The sequence below is a fragment of the Pseudidiomarina terrestris genome (assembly GCF_030466405.1).
GTDB classification, from domain to species: domain Bacteria; phylum Pseudomonadota; class Gammaproteobacteria; order Enterobacterales; family Alteromonadaceae; genus Pseudidiomarina; species Pseudidiomarina terrestris.
In genome coordinates this window covers 122,959-141,369 of the sequence record NZ_JAGGJF010000003.1, presented here as the reverse complement: position 1 = coordinate 141,369, position 18,411 = coordinate 122,959, and the positions used below count along the sequence as shown (strand labels likewise).

The window sequence follows — 18,411 nt, the reverse complement described above, 5'->3', positions numbered from 1 at the left end:
CTAGCTTTTACCGTTCTGCTCAGTACCATTTCCCGGCTCTGATAGCGGCAAATTCACTGCCACTTCCAGGCCCCCTTCAGGGTGATTGCGTGCGCTGATGGTGCCACCTAATACTGCTGCGGCGCGCAAACTGAGCGCCATTCCCAGGCCCACACCGGCTTTATGGTTGCGGGAGAGATCGGCACGGTAGAAGGGCGTAAACAACTGACTGAGTTGATCATCCGGAACGCCTGGTCCGTGATCGCGAATGATAATAGTGTAGTCATTGCTGGTTGTCTGACAACTGATTTCGACATCGTCATCGCTGTACTGCAAAGCGTTGCGCACCAGATTCTCGATCACCAGCCGCAGTAACTCGGGATCGCTTTCGCTGACCGGCCATACGCCATCGCCCTGAAATTGTACGCGCTGACCCTGACTGGCGTTCACATAACGTAAGTCTTTGATCAGCTGCGTCGCCAGACGACGGATGTCCACCTGCTCGGTTTGCAGCTGCACCAAGCCGTTTTCCAGCCGTGACAACGACAGAATGCGCTCAATAATCGTGCTGAGTCGCTCCAGATCACGCCCCAGCTGGTCGATGTGATTGGCTTGTTGCTCCGGCGAATCCTGCTCCTGACTAAGCATCAATGCCACTTGCATCCGCGCCAGCGGCGAGCGCAGCTCATGGGAGACGTCCGACAATAAGCGCCGCTGAGCATCGCGGGATACGGCCAGATCATAGGCGGTGGTCGCCAGCGCCCGCGCCAGCTCGCCCAGCTCATCATTACGTTTGGGTAACCGTCGTAAATCTGGGTTCTCGCTGCCTTTAGCAATTTCGCGGGTGGCTTGGGTCAGACGCCGCAGCGGCATCACCAGCCAGGCACCAAGTAAAATTGAGATCGCCAAACTTCCGACCAGCAATGCCAGGGTTTGCACCCGCTGGGTCTCGCGTTCAGTCAGCACTTGCTCCTGACGTTCGCCGGGGGTAATGGGACGCGTGATCAGAATCCGATAGTCTTCCAGCTGGAAGGGACCGAGCAACATCAGGTTGCCCAGCGGCAGCTGTTGCGGTTGCTCGGCTTCGAGTTGACGCATCAGGGTGGCACGGTAATTCATGCCCAGAGTGCGATCCAGTTGCAGCCGCTCCTTGCCTGAGGGGGCCAGGCTTGCCGCCACCCGATAGTCGCCGGCCAGCAGACGACCCGGCGTCAGCGACCGAAAAGTCGCTACCTCTGACAGCAGTGGTGCCAGTGACTCCTGCACTGCGGTCGGCACCGGCTCAGGCGCAATGGGTTTGCTAAACCACAAGGCCAGCAGGTAACCACTGCTGGCCACTGCGAACAGTAGCACCCAAAACAGCAACAATAGTCGCAGTGAGAGCGAGTGGTACCAACGCATTTAAAAAGTGCCCTGAGTTAAGACTTATGCAGAATGCGATAACCACGGCCACGTACGGTCTGAATACGCTCCGGCTCGCTTGGAAGTTTCTTGCGGATATTACTGATATGAACATCCAGGCTGCGATCAAAAGGGGCCAGCGAGCGACCCAGCGCTGCCACAGATAGCTGGTCTTTGCTGATCACTTCACCGGCGCCACGGACCAGCGTGCGCAGGATATCAAATTCCGTTGGGGTCAGCTCCAGCTCGGTGCCATCGCAGGTGACTTTATTATGGGTCGGATCGACATAGAAACCAGCAAATTCTGTGGCTTCCTGTCGTACACTGGTTGCCGGAGTGCGGCGCAGCAAGGCTTTGATTCGGGCCACCAGCTCACGCGGATAAAACGGCTTGGGCAGGTAATCGTCGGCCCCTAGCTCCAGTCCCGCCACCCGATCATCGTCGTCACCACGCGCGGTCAGCATCAGTACCGGGGTGTTGCGCGCTTGTTGGCGCAGTCGTTGCAGCAACTGAAAACCATCGATTCCGGGCAACATAACATCGAGCAATATCAGGTCGTAAGACCCGCTTAACGCGCGTTCCAGACCGGTTTCCCCGTCTGCTGCGAGCGTTAATTGAAAACCTTCCTTGGTGAGGATCTGCTCCAACATACTGCTCAGTTCAGCATCGTCATCAACAAGTAGCAATTTGCTCATAAGTGTCCCTGTGTTGTTATTGTTAGCTTTACAGACTAAGCATTATGTAAAGACGTACTTAAATAGATAGTGTATTTACGTTTCTTTTACCAACTCTTTGAGCTTCCGGGTAAGGGTGTTTCGACCCCAGCCTAATTTTTCTGCAGCCCGCTGTTTATGGCCATTGGTACTGGTAAGCGCGAGATCGATCGCCATCCGTTCGATAGTCTCGGTCAGCTGCGTCAGAATGTCGTTTTCATCATTGTCCAGGCGCTGTTGCAAATAGCTGCGTACGGCAGCTTCCCAGTCGTCTGCGGTCGCCTCTGTTGCATTGACTGCCGGTACTGAACTGATGTCTGCGGGTAAATCCGCAACATCGACCCAGCGCCCGGGTGCCATCACCGTCAGCCAGCGGCAGGTATTTTCGAGCTGGCGGACATTGCCCGGCCAGTCGGCATCTTGCAAGCGTGCCTCAGCGGCGGCGGTCAGTTGCTTGGGCTCGGCATTGAGCTCCTCAGCGGCTTTTTGCAAAAAGTGCTGAGCCAGTTGCGGAATATCGCTGCGACGCTCGGCCAGAGTGGGTAATTGCAGGCGGATCACGTTCAGCCGGTGAAACAAATCTTCACGGAAACTGCGCTCTTCGACGCGCTGTTCCAGCTGCTGATGGGTCGCGGCGATGATGCGTACATTGACGCGCACCGACTCATAGCTGCCCACTGGGTAAAACTGCCCTTCCGCCAGTACCCGCAACAGACGGGTTTGCACGGCCAGGGGCATATCACCGATCTCATCTAAAAACAGCGTGCCGCCGTCTGCCTGTTCAAAACGCCCGCGGCGGCGCTGGGTGGCGCCGGTAAAGGCACCTTTTTCATGGCCAAATAACTCAGACTCAATCAAATCACCGGGGATCGCCGCCATGTTCAATGCAATAAAGGGCTTACCTTTACGTGGACTGTGTTCGTGCAGGGCACGGGCGACCAGTTCTTTACCTGTCCCCGAGGCTCCGGTCAGCAACACCGTGGCGCTGGATTGCGACAACCGCCCGATGGCACGAAACACATCCTGCATGGCGGGGGCCGCGCCGACTAATCCGGCAGGGGCTGCCCCTTCTGTGGATGACTTTTGCTGCGGAGCCTGCATGGCGCGACGCAAGGTCCGCAACACTTCATCGAGATCAAAAGGTTTAGCTAAGTATTCGAAGGCACCGCCCTGAAAGGCACTGACGGCGGAGTCTAAATCGGAGTGCGCGGTCATCACCACCACCCGCAATTGCGGAAACTTATCCTGCACGTACTGCAGCACCGCCAGGCCATCATCGCCGGGCATCCGAATATCTGTTAACAGCACCTGGGGCTGGCTCTGCTCCAGCGCTTCATACAAACTCGCGGCGTCGGCGAAGCTGCGACTGTCAATGTCGGCCCGCTGCAACGCCCGCTCCAGCACCCAGCGGATCGAGCTGTCATCATCAAGTACCCAGACCGGCTGCTCACTTTGTGACATGGGTTGCTCCGTTACTGTAACGCGTCTCAATGTAAGGTAAATACAACAGGAACCGCGTACAGTGCGGCTCGGATAAAACTTCTATTTTGCCGGCATGCTGGTGCACCACGTTCTGGGTGATGGCCAGACCAAGCCCGGTGCCGCCGGCACGACCACTGACCATGGGGTAAAATAGCGTGTCTTTCAGTTGCGCTGGCACGCCCGGACCATTGTCCTGTACCTCAATCACGGCACAGCGCCGGTAGCGCTGCCCGTACAGCGTCTGCTGATGCAGCACACGGGTGCGCACGATGACCTCTCCACCAGTCTGGGCAGCGTCATCGGCAATGGCTTCACTGGCGTTCATTACGACATTCAGTAGCGCCTGTTCAATGCCGTCAGCGGCCATGGTCAGTTCCGGCAAACTGGGATCGTAATCACGCCGGAAGCTAATGTTCGGAGGGGCGCTCAGTTGCGCCACGGCAATCACCCGCTCGATAATTTCATGTACATTGGTCGCGGTGCGCTCGGGCAATTCGTGCGAGCCGAGCATGCGATCAACCAGATTGCGCAGCCGATCGGCCTGACTGATAATTAAATCGGTGTAATCGTGCAGCTGTTTATCTTCGAGTTCGCCCGCCAGCAGCTGCGCTGCGCCGCGCAGGCCGCCAAGGGGATTTTTAATCTCGTGCGCCAGCCCGCGGACAATACTATGGGCCGCCTGTAACTGTTGCTGCTGCGAGTTTTCCTGGTTGATGCGACGGATTTGGTCCACCTGACGCAATTCAACCAGTACCTGTCCCGTATCACTTTTCCGGGTCAGGGGTTGGGCCACAAACTCGACGGTGACGCGCTGGCCATCATGGAAAATCCAGGTAACGTCGCTATCGGAAACGCTTTGCTGATCACGTAACGCCTGACGTAACACTTCGGGTTCCAGTGAGCTGTAACTGAACAGACTGAATAAAGGGGTACCAAGTAAGCGTTTGCGACTACCATCGAGCATGGTCTCGGCCGCAGCGTTCATGTAGCGAATATGCAGCTGCTCATCGAGCTGCACAATACCGGTGAGCAGCTGATCCCAATCTGGTTGCACCACATTGGTGCAATCAGTTTTGGCCACTCGTGCCACCCGCGTTGTTATTCAGGGCTGGATTGTAAATACTAGCCTGATGCATATAGATCACTGTGGTGTCAGAACGTGCCAGCTCTGCGCCCTGCTCACTGTACATACGTACCTGCAGGCGATGCTCGCCGCGGTTTAATCCTTCCAGACTAACCCCGGAGGCAGGACCTTCGTAGGCCACTTGGTTGTCGACGAAGAGCTTGAAGCTGACGCGACCACGAACATTACGTACGCTTTCCGCCCATGCCACATTCATCCGGCCACGATTGTCGCGGACGGTGGCTTCATGTTCGGGGCTGACAATTTCGACACTGGCCTCGACCTGTTGCTCAGCATCGCTGGCTTCGTCGTCAGAGGTTTCAGTTTGGGTACGCGTCACTGGCGCAAAATCGCTGGTGACGGTATTGATGTTGATACGTTCGGCACCTTCTTGCTTCTGATCGGTGTAGATCACGGTGCCGTCTTCTAATACTTTACGATAAACCTGAGCTTCGCTGTCTGTGCCCACCAACAGGAGGCTCACGAACGTTAGTACGGCTAGTAAAGTGCGTAAGAACGGTTGCATCGCTTCGCCTCCTTAGAGAGATTTAGTGGGTCATCACAACCTGTGAATTAGACACTGTAGTACAGATCAAATTCAATTGGATGTGTGGTCATCTTCAGGGTCATGACTTCTTTTTGCTTGAGCGCAATGTACGCATCAATCATTTCGTCGCTCATAACGCCGCCCTGTTTCAGGAAGTCACGGTCTTTATCCAGTGCTTCCAATGCCATTTCCAATGAATGACATACCGTCGGAATTTCTTTCGCTTCTTCCGCTGGCAGGTCGTACAAGTCTTTGTCCATGGCGTCGCCAGGGTGGATCTTGTTCTTGATACCGTCAAGGCCCGCCATCAGCAGTGCGCTAAAGCACAGGTACGGGTTCGCTGCCGGGTCAGGGAAACGTACTTCAATACGACGGCCCTTGGCATTTGAAACCAGTGGAATACGAATCGAAGCTGAGCGGTTACGCGCTGAGTAAGCCAGCATCACGGGTGCTTCAAAACCAGGTACCAGGCGCTTGTACGAGTTGGTGGCCGGGTTTGCGAACGCGTTGATAGCACGGGCATGCTTGATGATACCGCCAATGTAGTACAGTGCAGTTTCGCTCAGGCCGCCGTACTTGTCGCCGGCAAACAGGTTCTTACCGTCTTTTGCCAGTGACATGTGTACGTGCATACCAGAACCGTTATCGCCCACCAGTGGCTTCGGCATAAAGGTTGCGGTCATACCGTAAGAGTGCGCTACGTTATGCACCACATACTTATAAACCTGGATTTCATCCGCTTTTTTGGTCAAGGTGTTGAAGCGGGTGGCGACTTCGTTCTGACCAGCGGTTGCTACTTCGTGGTGGTGCGCTTCAACCACTAAGCCCATGTCTTCCATTACGGTGCTCATGGTGCTGCGGATGTCGTGTGCAGAATCCACTGGTGGTACCGGGAAGTAACCGCCTTTCACGCTTGGACGGTGTGCCATGTTGCCTTCAGAGTACTCTTTACCTGAGCTCCACTTGGCTTCGTCGGCTTCAATTTTGTAGAACGAGCCGCTCATGTCCGTGTGGAAACGTACGTCGTTGAACAGGAAGAATTCTGGCTCCGGGCCAAAGAATGCAGTATCCGCAATACCTGCGCTTTGCAGATAAGCTTCAGCGCGGCGTGCGATCGAGCGCGGGTCACGGTCGTAACCTTGCATCGTGTCTGGCTCAAGGATGTCACAGACCACGTTCATGGTCATTTCGTCAGTGAACGGGTCCAGCACCACTGAGCCGCAGTCTGGCATCAACACCATGTCGGATTCGTTAATACCTTTCCAACCGCTGATTGAAGAACCATCGAACATTTTACCGTCCTGGAAGAAGTCTTCGTCGATCTGCGACACCGGGATGGTGACGTGCTGCTCTTTACCTTTGGTATCTGTAAAGCGCATATCTACGAATTTGACTTCGTTTTCTTCAATAAACTTCATTACGTCTTGTGGTGTCGACATGTGTTCCTCCGGAATCGCGAATGTCAGTTAACAAAAAAGTATAGTTCGTCTGGCCAAAAAGATTGCAATCGCCATGCCAATTCTAAATTATCCCGTTAATTCAGGCACTTAACTCTACGTCCGTGAAGGGTGCCGGTTAGCGTAGCGGCTCAGACGGGTCTTTCATTAACTTTTGCACCATTGTAGTGCAAAAAGCTGCACTAGAACAGTGCAGCTGTTGATTTAGTGCTGAAACCGGGGGTGGGTCTAGCTTTGTTTTGCCAGACGCCGTTTCAGCAGTGATGCATACAGCAGTGGGATCACGATCAGCGTCAGTACCGTCGACACCGCGATACCGAAAATCAAGCTCACCGCGAGGCCATTAAAGATGGGATCATCGAGAATAAAGAAGGCGCCCATCATGGCGGCAATAGCAGTCAGTACAATCGGCTGGGTGCGCACGGCCGCGGCGGTAATGACCGCCTCGTTCAACGGCTTGCCGGCGGCCACTGCTTCGCGGACAAAATCGACCAGCAGAATTGAGTTGCGAACAATAATACCGGCCAGCGCAATCATGCCGATCATCGAGGTCGCGGTAAACTGCGCGCCGAGCAGCGCATGCCCCGGCATGATGCCAATCAGGGTCAGCGGAATCGGCGCCATGATCACCAGCGGTGTACCGTAGCTGCCAAAGTGGCCGACCACCAGCAGGTAGATCAGCAACAGCCCGACCGCGTAGGCAAGCCCCATATCACGGAAGGTTTCATAGGTGATTTGCCATTCGCCATCCCATTTGACCGCGGCCTGATCCCACTCACTGGGCTGAGTGATGTAGCTCTGCGGCAGATCAATGGTCCCTGCGGCAGCGAATAAGCCATACAAAGGCGAATCGAGTTCACCGGCCATGTCCGCGGTCACATAGACCACCGGGCGCAAGTCTTTGTGCAAGCGAGGCTGCTGCAGTGGCACTTCAACCCGCTCAATGAAGGCGGTCAGCGGCACACTAGCGCCCTGCTCGCTGGTCACGGTGAGGCTCTCAAGCTGGGCCAGTTGCCCCTGCCAGGCAGCTGGCAGATACAGCTGTACCGGCACCGGTTGCAATTGATCCGGCACTGCCACATAGGTCACCGGCAAGCCATGCAAAGCCGTTTGCAAGGCCTGCGTGGCCTGCTGCGGCCGGACACCTAGCTGGGTAGCGCGGGCATAATTGATTTGCCAGATCTCTTCGGTACCTGCAGCCACCAGGGTGGTATCGACATCCACCACACCGTCAGTTTGTTGCAACTGCTGCTGCACATGCCGGGCCGCGGCCTCTCGTTCGGCGGCCGAGGGGCCATACACCTCAGCAACAATAGGCGCCAGCACCGGTGGGCCCGGGGGCACTTCCACCACTTTCAGCTGGCCGCCGGCGGCAGTCACAATAGGTGTAAGCAATGGCCGCAGTGCCAGAGCTACCTCATGGCTGGCCCGCTCACGCTCACCTTTCGCCGCCAGGGTCACCTGAATATCGCCCTGATAGGCGGCGCTGCGTAAATAGTACTGCCGCACCAGGCCGTTAAAGCCAATCGGCGAGGCGGTCCCGGCGTAGATCTGCGTCGCCGTGACTTCGGGTACTTCGTCGAGCTTTTGCGCAAGCTGCAGCAGTACTGCATTCGTCCGCTCCAGGCTGGTATCTTCTGGCATGTCCAGCACCAGCTTAATTTCACTCTTGTCATCAAAGGGCAGCATTTTCATCACCACTGCCTGCACCACGGCCAGGCCTAGCACGGCAATAATCAGTGCGATCAGAGCAAAGCCCATCAAGTAACGGCGCTTACGGCTCTCTAGTAGCGGCTGCATCACCGCTGTGAACAGCCGTTGTAAGCGGCTGTCTGCCGGCGACTGGTGGTCAGACTCTGGCTGGCCATGAGCGCTCTGCCCAGGAGGAGCGGGATCGCGCAACACATGCCGCGCCAGCCAGGGCGTGACCGTTAATGCGATAAGCAGCGACAGCAGCATTCCCATCGAGGCGTTGATCGGGATCGGGCTCATGTACGGTCCCATCAGGCCGCTGACAAATGCCATCGGCAGCAACGCTGCGATAACCGTAAAGGTTGCCAGTATGGTTGGTCCGCCCACCTCGTCGACGGCCGGGGGAATGGCCTCTTTGAGGGACTTGCCCAGCGCCAGATGACGATGGATATTTTCGACCACCACAATGGCATCATCGACCAGAATACCAATAGAAAAAATCAGCGCGAACAACGATACCCGGTTCAGGGTGAAGCCCCAGGCCCAGGACGCGAACAACGTCGTCGCCAGCGTCAGCACCACAGCACTCCCTACTACCACAGCTTCGCGTTTACCCAGCGTGAAAAGCACCAGCGCGACCACTGAAATGGTGGCAAAGATCAACTTTTGGATCAGCTTGCTGGCTTTGTCGTCTGCGGTTTGGCCGTAATTACGGGTCACCTCAACCTGCAGCGCTGGCGGCAGCCATTGCTGCTCGAGCGTCGCTAAACGATCCAGCACCCGCGCCGCCACATCGACGGCATTCTCGCCAGCTTTTTTGGTCACCGTCATGGTGACCGCGGGCTGCGCCTCGCCGTTTTTGGAGCGGGACCAGACGTAACGTGAGGGCCGGTTGCCGCCGCTGCTGACTTCAGCCACCTGCTGTAAGCGCACCGGGCGACCATCAACCACAGCCACAATCAGCTCGCGTAATTCTTGTGCGCTGGCAATAAAACCACCGGCCTGCACTGCCACCTGACGATTTTGCGCCAGTCGGTAGCCCGCCTGCGCACTGACATTCTGACTGGCCAGCGCTTGCGCGACCCGGGAAATATCGAGCCCGACTTTCGCCAGCGCGGCATTATCCAGGGTGACACTTAGCTGCTCGGGCTCGGCGCCAATGACCTCGATATCACGCACACCGGCAACGTTTTGCAGGGGCGCGCGTAAGGTATCGGCAACGGCTTTTAAATCCAGCTCCGTTGAGGTCAGGGTCAGCCCCAGAATAGGCACATCATCAATACCACGGGCTTTCACCAGGGGCTGGCTGGTCTGCGGATGCTCTCGTTGCCAGGCGGCCAGGGTATCAAACAACTCCACCAGTGCCTGATCGCGGGGAATCCCCACGGCAAACTGCACCGTGACCAGTGCTTGTCCGGCTTGTGACATTGAATAGATATGCTCAATGCCCTGCATGCGGGAAAAATGTTGCTCCAGTGGTGTAGTCAGCTGTTGCTCAACTTGTTCGGCGCGCGCGCCAGGAAAGGCCACCATGACATCCGCCATGGTGACGTCAATTTGTGGCTCTTCTTCCCGCGGCGTGATCATGGCTGCCATCAGTCCCAGCAGCAGGCCAAATAGCGCCAGCAACGGCGTGATTTGAGAGCGCTCACCCCAGGCCGCGAGACGTCCGGCGATGCCCATCTTAGTTGCCATACTGGACCACCTCACCGGCTGCTAAACCAGCGACAATTTCAACCTGATCACCGTAGGTATCGCCCGTGCGTACCGCACGCCAACTGCCATCAGCAAGTTTGACTAATGTCATCTCACCCTGCCGGTACAGCGCTTTGGCCGGCACAACAATGCCCTGATGTTCGGCCACCTGCACCTGCACGCTCTGCCATTGGCCCGGCAAAAAGCCGGTATTGGCCGGCAGGTTCAGGCGAATGCGCTGGGTGCCCGATTGTTGATGTGCCGTTGGGAACACCTGAAAATCCACCGGTTCGACGCCGGCCACGCGCGCCCACTGATACTCTGCCGCAGCACTCGCATAGGTAGCGGGGATATCCACATGAATACGCAGTTGTTCAGGGTCGAAACCGCTCAGCAGCGGCGTACCCGGCTGCACCAGTTCACCCGGCTCGACCAGACGTTCACTGACCAGCCCCCCGTAAGGCGCTTTGACTTCCGTATAGGACAGTTGCTCCTGGGCGCGGGCAACCGCGGCGGCGGCGCTCTTTTGCTGCGCTTTAGCGGTATCCAGTGCGGCTTTCACCCGATCTTCTTCGGCTTTAGGTAACAGGTTTTGCGTAACCAAGCGTTCCACGCGGTCATACTCTTGCTGAGCAGCCAGAAGATTCGCTTTGGCGGCAGCGAACTGCGACTGAGCCTGACTGAGCAGCTGGTACTGTTCAACGGAGGTGATCGTCACAATAGTCGCGCCAGCGGGAACCTCATCACCCACCTCAACCAACACCCGCTCAACCCGTCCGGACACCTGCGCCGAGACGGTGGCCGCGTTCGTGGCCTCGACCACCCCCTGCAACTGCAGATAGTCAGCAAGTCGTTGCTCGGTGGCGGTTGCTGATCCCTTGGTCAGTGCCGGTTCAGCCTGTAAGGGTGTTATCGCTGCCAAACCAACGGCGACCGCGATGATGGCCAGCAGGCCCGTGCGCGCTAAGTTATTCATTTAGTTATCCTCAACCCAATTTCATATGGCCTTATTTTAGGATGTTCTAAATTAAAGATCCAGCTCGGCGTGAGGTTTGTTTGCTGCTAACGATTCCCAAGCCCTGAATCCTGTGCTAGTTTTGCCTTAACAACCCTATAAGAAAAGCTCATGTATACCTTATTTAGTCGTTCAGCAGCCACTAAATTCGCTATTGCCGTCGCTAGCTTTTTCATCATTATTGGCCTCGTCGGTATCGTCGAATTTCTAGCCTATCAAGACCAGCTTTTAATGGCCTTGATCCCTGGTGCTATGTCTGTGGCAAGCACCTTAATTGGCTGTGGTTTGGTAGCCGTTCTGTACCGCAACGTGCTGATGGCACGAATTTTGGGTGCTGCGTTGCTAGTGCTGCTGGCGGGCTTACTATGGATAGCCGACTACGTTGTTGCTGCACGCCTGGTGGCGCTTCCTATTGAATTGGTTCTGGCAACTCTGGCAAGCACCGCCTCGCTGTTCCTGTTCCCCCCAGGCAGCCGGGTCGCCCGTTTCCTGTGGCCCGCAGTAGTCGCTTTTGACCTGCTTATTTTTGTGTTTTTACAGGCACGTTTGTGGGGGCTGCCCTTGCTGCCGAACTTCGACCCACTGCAAGCGAGTTTTCCGACCTTAACTCTGGTCGCAATTTTGATTTTGTTCGGCGCGCTGACCCTGGCGATTCTCTATTGGCGCGGTGACGGCCCAACGCATCGTAATTGCACGTCCAAGCGCACCATAGTGACCTTGGCTATGATGACCGCAACCGGTTTCGGCGTCTGGTATGCACTGACCTTGAGTGACTTAGCCACCGCCAGTGATGCGGCTCGGTCGCGAATTACCATGACCGGCAGCATGATCGAGTCCACGCTTAGCGAGCAACGTAAATTGGCAGAGCGCATGCGTGAACGCTTGCTTCAGGTTGAGGACGACGAAACCTTTCAGAAGGTATTGCGCAAAGACACCGAAGCCTATCAGCAAGACTTCGCCATTATTCGTGGCTTTGTCATTTACAATGAGCAGTTGCAGCCCATTGAAACCGTTGGTTACGGCAGCGCTTTCCTTGCCGGGGGCTTCCTGTCATCGGCGGATTTTAACGCGTGGTTACAGTCCATTGACCTTTCCATCAACCTCATCATCAGCGGAGCCTCGCTGACCACTGACAATCCGATTTTTATGCAGGGCGTTCCTGTACGTCATCCTGCCGGCGAACTTGTTCGGGTGGTGATGTTACTCGACGCCAATCGCGTCATTCATACCGAGTACCTGGATCCTTTCTCAGACATGCGCACCTATTTACAACTGGCGCCTGACCTGCTGGTACCCATGGGGCATGACAAAAATGAGATACTAACCGAACAACAGCTGATACAACGCTTTCCCCATCACGTTGTTGACAGCGTAATGATTGCCGGTGCCGGTGAAGCTCGGTTTTACAGTGTGTTAAGTGATTATTCCCAGATCCAGACCGGTTCTCAGTTGAACCAGTTAATGCTGTGGTTGACCTTTGCCTTTGTGCTTATCTATGCGCTGGCCGAAGACAGCGCGCAGCGCCTGAGCGAAAAACAAGATGAACTGCGTCATCTGGCACGCCACGATGACATTACCGGCTTACTCCGTCGCGATGTCTTTAATGCCTACCTGCAGCAGCGGGATCGTGATAGCACAGCCTTGCACCGCGCGATATTCTTCCTAAATCTGGATGGTTTTAAACCCATTAACGATAGTCTCGGCCACCGACTGGGTGACCGGGTTCTGGCGGAAACCGCTGCCCGTATCCGCACAGTTGCGCCAGGCAACGCTCAGTTAGCACGTTTTAGCGGTGATGAATTTGTGATTTATCTGGAAAGCTCGGCCAGTCCGCAAGCCGACGTCATTGCCGAGCAACTCATCGAGGTGGTGCGCAAGCCGTATCATATTAACAATATTGAGGTGCACCTGACTGCCAGCGTTGGAGCCGTCCGCAGTAACGGCGAGGATCGCCACGCGGCCAACATGATGCAGCATGCGGAAATCGCCATGAATGAGGCCAAGCAACTAGGCGGCAATTTATCCTGCCACTTTGTCGAACAAATGGCACAGGACTACCAACGCCAGGTGCAATTGCGAAATGCATTGCAGCTTACCCTTGATCGCAACGGCCTGGAAGTTCATTACCAACCCATTTACGACACCCAGACCCGTGCCATCGTTGCGGTGGAGAGTCTGGTGCGTTGGCGTGAGGATGATGGCAACTTTATCTCCCCCGCCGAATTCATTCCGATTGCGGAAAATACCGGGCAAATCATCCCATTGGGTGAGCAGGTACTGGAATTGGTGCTGCGCGATATTCATGAGCACCCACAACTACGCGACTTACAGGTTTCGGTCAATGTTTCCGCGCCGCAGCTGCAGCGCTATAACTTTGCTAAGCTCCTGCAAAGCCGCTTAACCCATCATCAGATTGCACCGGATAATCTGGCGCTTGAGCTTACTGAAGGAATTTTTGTCGGTGAAGGCAAGACCACCATCGCATCACTGCAGGCTTTACGGGACTTAGGCTGTTGTGTCGCCATTGATGATTTCGGTACGGGCTTTTCAAGCCTGTCGTACCTCAACCGGCTGCCTGCCGACGTCATTAAAATTGATCGTGCCTTTACCGCAGGCCTGACGCAAGACACTGAACTTCAGGCCGTGGTCAAAGGGATTATTGATCTCTGCGCCTATCTGGGTAAGAAGGTTGTTGTAGAAGGTATTGAGACTGAAGCTCAGTTGCAAATATTTGCCGGCATGGGCGTGCAACGGCTGCAGGGATTCTACTTTGCCCGGCCCATGCCACTGCCTGACCTGCTCAAACTTTTAAATAATTAGCCGGAATTATATTTCGTCTGCTATTTGTACAAAAAACCTGTATAATCCACCCCATTTTTCACCCCCCAATCAACAGGCTTGGCCTGTCATTGAGATCTACTTCATGAGTAAGTTTTTAAATAGCACAGAAATCAGTAAGTTACGCAACATCGCGATCATCGCGCACGTTGACCATGGTAAAACCACTTTGGTCGATAAGCTGTTGCAGCAATCCGGTACTTTAGAAAGCCGTGGTGGCGCTGAAGAGCGCGTAATGGACAGCAACGATCTGGAAAAAGAACGTGGCATCACCATCTTGGCGAAGAACACCGCAATCGATTACAAAGATTACCGCATCAATATTCTTGATACCCCAGGGCACGCTGACTTTGGTGGTGAGGTTGAGCGCGTACTGTCGATGGCCGACTCAGTATTGCTGTTGGTCGACGCCGTTGACGGTCCTATGCCGCAAACGCGTTTCGTAACGCAAAAAGCGTTCTCGCACGGTTTGAAACCCATTGTTGTTATCAACAAAATTGACCGTCCGGGTGCACGTCCTGACTGGGCCGTGGATCAGGTTTTCGACCTGTTTGATAACCTTGGCGCCAGCGACGAGCAATTGGATTTCCCAATTGTTTATGCGTCAGCATTAAATGGCTTTGCAACGCTGGATCCAGCGGATGCCAGCTCAGACATGACACCATTGTTCGAAACGATTATCGAACGTGTTGCAGCGCCTGAAGCGAACCGTGACGGTCCATTGCAGATGCAGGTTTCGCAGCTCGATTACTCCAGCTACCTGGGCATTATCGGTATCGGTCGTATCAAGCGCGGCACGTTGAAAGTGAACCAACAAGTTACCATTATTGGTGCTGATGGCTCACAGCGTAGCGGCAAAGTAGGTAAAGTTTTCGGTTACCTTGGTTTGGACCGTATCGAAACTGAAGGCGCCAGCGCTGGCGACATCGTTGCCTTTACTGGCCTAGGCGAACTGAAAATTTCAGACACCATTTGTGCGACCGGTAGTGCTGAAGCTCTGCCTCCGCTGACTGTTGACGAGCCAACTGTGACCATGACCTTCCAGGTCAATACCTCGCCGTTTGCTGGTAAAGAAGGTAAATTCGTTACCTCGCGTCAAATCCTTGAGCGCCTGCAACACGAGCTTATGCACAACGTTGCCTTGCGTGTTGAAGAAACCGACAATCCGGATCGCTTCCGCGTCTCGGGCCGTGGTGAATTACACTTAGGTATTTTGATCGAGAACATGCGTCGTGAAGGTTTTGAACTGGCCGTTTCACGTCCGGAAGTTATCATCAAAGAAGAAGACGGCGTTACCCTTGAACCTTTCGAAAACCTGACCGTTGATATTGAAGAAATCCATCAGGGTTCGGTAATGGAAAAACTGGGTATCCGTAAAGCTGAAATGTCCAACATGACGCCAGATGGTAAAGGTCGCGTGCGCATCGACTTTATGGTTCCAAGCCGTGGTTTGATTGGCTTCCAGACAGAGTTTATGACACTGACATCAGGCTCAGGCCTGATGTACAAAACCTTTGACCACTATGGTCCGCATAAAGGTGGCAAGATTGGCCAGCGTATGAATGGTGTGTTGATCTCCAACGCGACCGGTAAAGCACTGACCTATGCTTTGTTTAACCTGCAAGAGCGCGGCAAACTGATGGCCTCACACGGCGATGAAGTTTACGAAGGCCAAATCATTGGTGTCCACAACCGTGGCAACGATTTGACGGTGAACTGTTTGAAAGGTAAGCAGCTGACCAACGTACGTGCTTCAGGTACCGATGATGCCTTGACCTTGTCACCACCGATTCGTCTGACCCTTGAGCAAGCGCTTGAGTTTATCGATGACGATGAGCTGGTCGAAATCACGCCAAAATCGATTCGTATCCGTAAACGTTTGCTGACTGAGAACGATCGTAAGCGTGCTGGGCGCAGCAAAGAAGCTTAATCTGCTTCCTCGGTGTTCAACTCAGATTCAAAGGCCGCGACCACACAGTCGCGGCCTTTTTCTTTCGCTTCGTAAAGCAGCTCGTCCGCCTTATCCATGACGATTTCGAACTCCTGGTCTGAGGACCAACTGGCCACGCCCGCACTCAGGGTGACGGTAAATGTTTCTCCATCAGCGCTGAATTCAGCTTCCCGTAACTGTTTTGCGAGCCGTTGCGTCACCGCTTTGGCATTTTTCTCATCGCTGCCGTCGAGCACCAGGGTAAATTCTTCCCCGCCAGATCGTGCGACGATATCCACCTCGCGAACCAGTTTCCCTGCCAGCTTCGCCAGTTTTTTTAAAACCTTATCGCCAACACTGTGGCCATAACTGTCATTCACTTTCTTAAAGTTATCCAGATCTATCATCACTACGGCAATATTTTGCCCGTGCCGATCAGCGCGCTTTCGCAGCTGTTTTGCTTGCTTAATCAACGCCCGTCGATTTAACAAACCCGTTAAGCTATCGGTGGTTGCCAGCCGTTCGAGTTTCTCATTGGTGCGTCGTAATTCCTCGGTGCGACTGGCGACTTCGTGCTCCAACTTTGAGCTGATATCGGCGTAAGGTCGTGCGATACGTCCGGCGCTGAGCCAACCAATACCAGCAAAACAAAGAGCAACCGCTAAGCCAATCCAAACCGCTTGCCAACGCAACTCGCGCACGGGTTTAAACGCCTCAGTTGCTGGCTCGCGTACCCAGACTTGCCACTCTGGCCCTTTATAAGCCTGCCGCTCCCGGGTAACAGCTAAACCGACCACATATTCTGCACCGTCTGGCCATTGCTGCAGGCCGTGACCCTGCCGTGCTACCGCCTCACTGAGCCGCAGTTGCAACCGGCCGTCATCGTTAACTTTTGGGCCAAGCAGCACCTGACCTTCAGAGCTCACAATAATAATCTCGGCTTCTGGCAAATCGAATAAGCCACGCTTGGCCACACGTTCGAGTTCCTGTACCCAAGCCCAATTCAAATGGCTACCCAAGACACCCCAGATACTGCCATCAGGACGTTTCAGTGGCACCGCAACATCAACGAAACGCAATGGCTCCGCGCCATCAGGGTTAAGAATGCTCTCCAGTAGCAACGCACCGTGGACGTCGCCAATAAAGTACGGATTCTGCATGGCGCCCTGAAACCAGGGGCGGGCACTAACATCAGCGCCTTCCAGAACGTTGTTTGAGCTAATCAAGACCTCGCCGTCGGCTGAGGTAATACCCAACCATGCGTAATTCTCATAACTGGAATAGAGCGCCTGAATCAGTTGTTCCAGCCGCTCTTGCTGCGCGCCCGTTTCCGGTACTTCGATGAGTTTGGCGGCTGTTTGCAAGTCCCGCAGGCGCTCGAACATTCCCTCTTCCAGTTGGTGCGCCATTTGTTCGGCGACGTGGGCCAGACTGGTACCTACCTGTTCCTCAATCTGTCGGGTCGCGACCTGAGTCAAAACCGCGGTGATGATCAACGATAGCAGCAAGCCAAATCCCGCGTAAATCGCAAACCAGCGCAGTTTCAGATTAACCGGGACCAGCATGACTAGATAAGATCCGGATGGGGCAACACATAATAGAAGATGGAAAAGAAATGCAGCACGCTGCCGGCGAGTACAAACATATGCCAGATAGCGTGGTGGTATTTCAAGGATTTCCAGACGTAGAAAATGACGCCCAGACTATAGGCCAGTCCGCCCGCCAGAAGCAGCATTAAACCGCCCACTTCGACATGGGTAATCATAGGTTTAATGGCGACGACTGCCATCCAGCCTAAGCCGAGATACAGGCTTAATGAGAGCCACTTTTTGCGCTCGCTTAACGACAGTTCGAGAATAACACCAACAATCGCGATGCCCCAGACCACCCCAAGCAGGGTCCAACCCCAGGGCCCACGCAAATTAATGAGCGCAAAAGGCGTGTAGGTTCCGGCAATTAGAAAATAAATTGCGGCATGATCGATGTGTTGGAAGAACGACTTAATTCGCGGCCACGGAAAGGCGTGATAAAGGGTTGATGCGGTGTACAGCAAAATCAGGCTAGCACCGTAGATGCTGACACTGACGATGTGCCAGGTGTCCCCGTAAGCCGCTGACCATAAGATCATCACGACCAGACCGACGATACTGGCCACGGCGCCAACACCGTGGGTGATGGCGTGCGCGACCTCTTCGGCAATACTGTAGGCTTTCTTGCGACTAACTGGCTTAGTACTCAATGATGCTCTTCCTCTGGATCAGCGCGCCCAGGCTTATGATAATCCCGGCTGATCTGTTCCAGCTTGCGCATGAATAAATCGTAATCACGGGTTGTGCTGTAATCTAAATGGTATTTGTTATGGAACTCCAGACGCATTTGCACGTTATGCCCCTCGAGGAAGACCGTGTAGCCGTCGTGATCTGTATAGGCGGTGATACCTTCCAGCGAGTGCTTACCCTGCTCGGCCTTGCCGTGCTCGTGGATTTTCTCATAAGCGTCGAGAACTAATCTTTGATCGATTTCGTTTTTCATGAGCGTA

At 54.7% G+C, this 18,411-nt stretch carries 13 protein-coding genes; 2 read left to right on the top strand and 11 right to left on the bottom strand.

The features are described 5' to 3' along the window. The 8 genes from J6J34_RS07560 to J6J34_RS07525 form a co-directional block, all read right to left on the bottom strand. Positions 1-1,380 (bottom strand): HAMP domain-containing sensor histidine kinase, encoded by a 1,380-nt coding sequence (locus J6J34_RS07560; protein ID WP_301835234.1) that lies wholly within the window; start codon positions 1,378-1,380, stop codon positions 1-3. Between the two features lie 17 nt (positions 1,381-1,397). Continuing rightward, positions 1,398-2,075 (bottom strand): response regulator transcription factor, encoded by a 678-nt coding sequence (locus J6J34_RS07555; RefSeq protein ID WP_301722143.1) that lies wholly within the window; start codon positions 2,073-2,075, stop codon positions 1,398-1,400. A gap of 75 nt (positions 2,076-2,150) precedes the next feature. Next, positions 2,151-3,554, bottom strand: coding sequence for a nitrogen regulation protein NR(I) (gene ntrC / locus J6J34_RS07550; RefSeq protein ID WP_301898775.1), 1,404 nt, complete (start codon positions 3,552-3,554; stop codon positions 2,151-2,153). Further along, on the bottom strand, positions 3,541-4,656 hold the full coding sequence (glnL, locus tag J6J34_RS07545; protein ID WP_301898774.1) for a nitrogen regulation protein NR(II): 1,116 nt from the start codon (positions 4,654-4,656) through the stop codon (positions 3,541-3,543). Before glnL ends, ntrC begins: the two co-directional genes overlap by 14 nt. Then, on the bottom strand, positions 4,643-5,224 hold the full coding sequence (locus J6J34_RS07540) for a hypothetical protein (protein WP_301774634.1): 582 nt from the start codon (positions 5,222-5,224) through the stop codon (positions 4,643-4,645). Before J6J34_RS07540 ends, glnL begins: the two co-directional genes overlap by 14 nt. Positions 5,225-5,271: 47 nt before the next feature. Further along, positions 5,272-6,684: a glutamate--ammonia ligase gene (gene glnA / locus J6J34_RS07535; protein WP_301722139.1), complete on the bottom strand. Its 1,413-nt coding sequence runs from the start codon at positions 6,682-6,684 to the stop codon at positions 5,272-5,274. A 246-nt stretch (positions 6,685-6,930) separates the two neighbouring features. Further along, positions 6,931-10,089, bottom strand: coding sequence for an efflux RND transporter permease subunit (locus J6J34_RS07530; RefSeq protein ID WP_301898773.1), 3,159 nt, complete (start codon positions 10,087-10,089; stop codon positions 6,931-6,933). Then, entirely contained in the window at positions 10,079-11,065 is a 987-nt protein-coding gene (locus J6J34_RS07525) for an efflux RND transporter periplasmic adaptor subunit (RefSeq protein ID WP_301898772.1), read from the bottom strand. The genes J6J34_RS07530 and J6J34_RS07525 overlap by 11 nt, the downstream gene beginning before the upstream one ends. Before the next feature lie 150 nt (positions 11,066-11,215). Here J6J34_RS07525 and J6J34_RS07520 point away from each other — a divergent pair, with 150 nt between their 5' ends. Further along, the gene (locus J6J34_RS07520; protein ID WP_301898771.1) at positions 11,216-13,924 is read left to right on the top strand and encodes a putative bifunctional diguanylate cyclase/phosphodiesterase; all 2,709 of its coding nucleotides are present in this window, start codon (positions 11,216-11,218) and stop codon (positions 13,922-13,924) included. Between the two features lie 103 nt (positions 13,925-14,027). Continuing rightward, positions 14,028-15,872 carry a translational GTPase TypA gene (typA, locus tag J6J34_RS07515; protein WP_301722133.1) on the top strand — a complete coding sequence of 615 codons (1,845 nt, stop codon included), beginning with the start codon at positions 14,028-14,030 and terminating at the stop codon, positions 15,870-15,872. On the opposite strand, the gene J6J34_RS07510 is transcribed toward typA, so the two are convergent. Genes J6J34_RS07510 through J6J34_RS07500 form a run of 3 tightly spaced genes read right to left on the bottom strand, consistent with a single transcriptional unit; the run spans position 15,869 to position 18,404 of the window. Further along, positions 15,869-17,437 (bottom strand): sensor domain-containing diguanylate cyclase, encoded by a 1,569-nt coding sequence (locus tag J6J34_RS07510; protein WP_301898770.1) that lies wholly within the window; start codon positions 17,435-17,437, stop codon positions 15,869-15,871. The two genes, typA and J6J34_RS07510, sit on opposite strands and share 4 nt — an antisense overlap. Before the next feature lie 2 nt (positions 17,438-17,439). After that, positions 17,440-18,111 carry a PAQR family membrane homeostasis protein TrhA gene (gene trhA / locus J6J34_RS07505; protein WP_301722130.1) on the bottom strand — a complete coding sequence of 224 codons (672 nt, stop codon included), beginning with the start codon at positions 18,109-18,111 and terminating at the stop codon, positions 17,440-17,442. Beyond that, the gene (locus tag J6J34_RS07500; RefSeq protein WP_301722129.1) at positions 18,108-18,404 is read right to left on the bottom strand and encodes a DUF3081 family protein; all 297 of its coding nucleotides are present in this window, start codon (positions 18,402-18,404) and stop codon (positions 18,108-18,110) included. Before J6J34_RS07500 ends, trhA begins: the two co-directional genes overlap by 4 nt. Between the last annotated feature and the right edge of the window lie 7 nt (positions 18,405-18,411).

What these genes read in the sequence shown, in the direction of transcription:
- glnA (WP_301722139.1), bottom strand. Translation starts at nt 6,684, where the DNA reads ATGTCGACACCACAAGACGTAATGAAGTTTATTGAAGAAAACGAAGTC.
- J6J34_RS07510 (WP_301898770.1), bottom strand. Translation starts at nt 17,437, where the DNA reads ATGCTGGTCCCGGTTAATCTGAAACTGCGCTGGTTTGCGATTTACGCG.
- J6J34_RS07520 (WP_301898771.1), top strand. Translation starts at nt 11,216, where the DNA reads ATGTATACCTTATTTAGTCGTTCAGCAGCCACTAAATTCGCTATTGCC.
- ntrC (WP_301898775.1), bottom strand. Translation starts at nt 3,554, where the DNA reads ATGTCACAAAGTGAGCAGCCGGTCTGGGTACTTGATGATGACAGCTCG.
- typA (WP_301722133.1), top strand. Translation starts at nt 14,028, where the DNA reads ATGAGTAAGTTTTTAAATAGCACAGAAATCAGTAAGTTACGCAACATC.
- J6J34_RS07500 (WP_301722129.1), bottom strand. Translation starts at nt 18,404, where the DNA reads ATGAAAAACGAAATCGATCAAAGATTAGTTCTCGACGCTTATGAGAAA.
- J6J34_RS07530 (WP_301898773.1), bottom strand. Translation starts at nt 10,089, where the DNA reads ATGGCAACTAAGATGGGCATCGCCGGACGTCTCGCGGCCTGGGGTGAG.
- J6J34_RS07525 (WP_301898772.1), bottom strand. Translation starts at nt 11,065, where the DNA reads ATGAATAACTTAGCGCGCACGGGCCTGCTGGCCATCATCGCGGTCGCC.
- J6J34_RS07560 (WP_301835234.1), bottom strand. Translation starts at nt 1,380, where the DNA reads ATGCGTTGGTACCACTCGCTCTCACTGCGACTATTGTTGCTGTTTTGG.
- J6J34_RS07555 (WP_301722143.1), bottom strand. Translation starts at nt 2,075, where the DNA reads ATGAGCAAATTGCTACTTGTTGATGACGATGCTGAACTGAGCAGTATG.
- J6J34_RS07540 (WP_301774634.1), bottom strand. Translation starts at nt 5,224, where the DNA reads ATGCAACCGTTCTTACGCACTTTACTAGCCGTACTAACGTTCGTGAGC.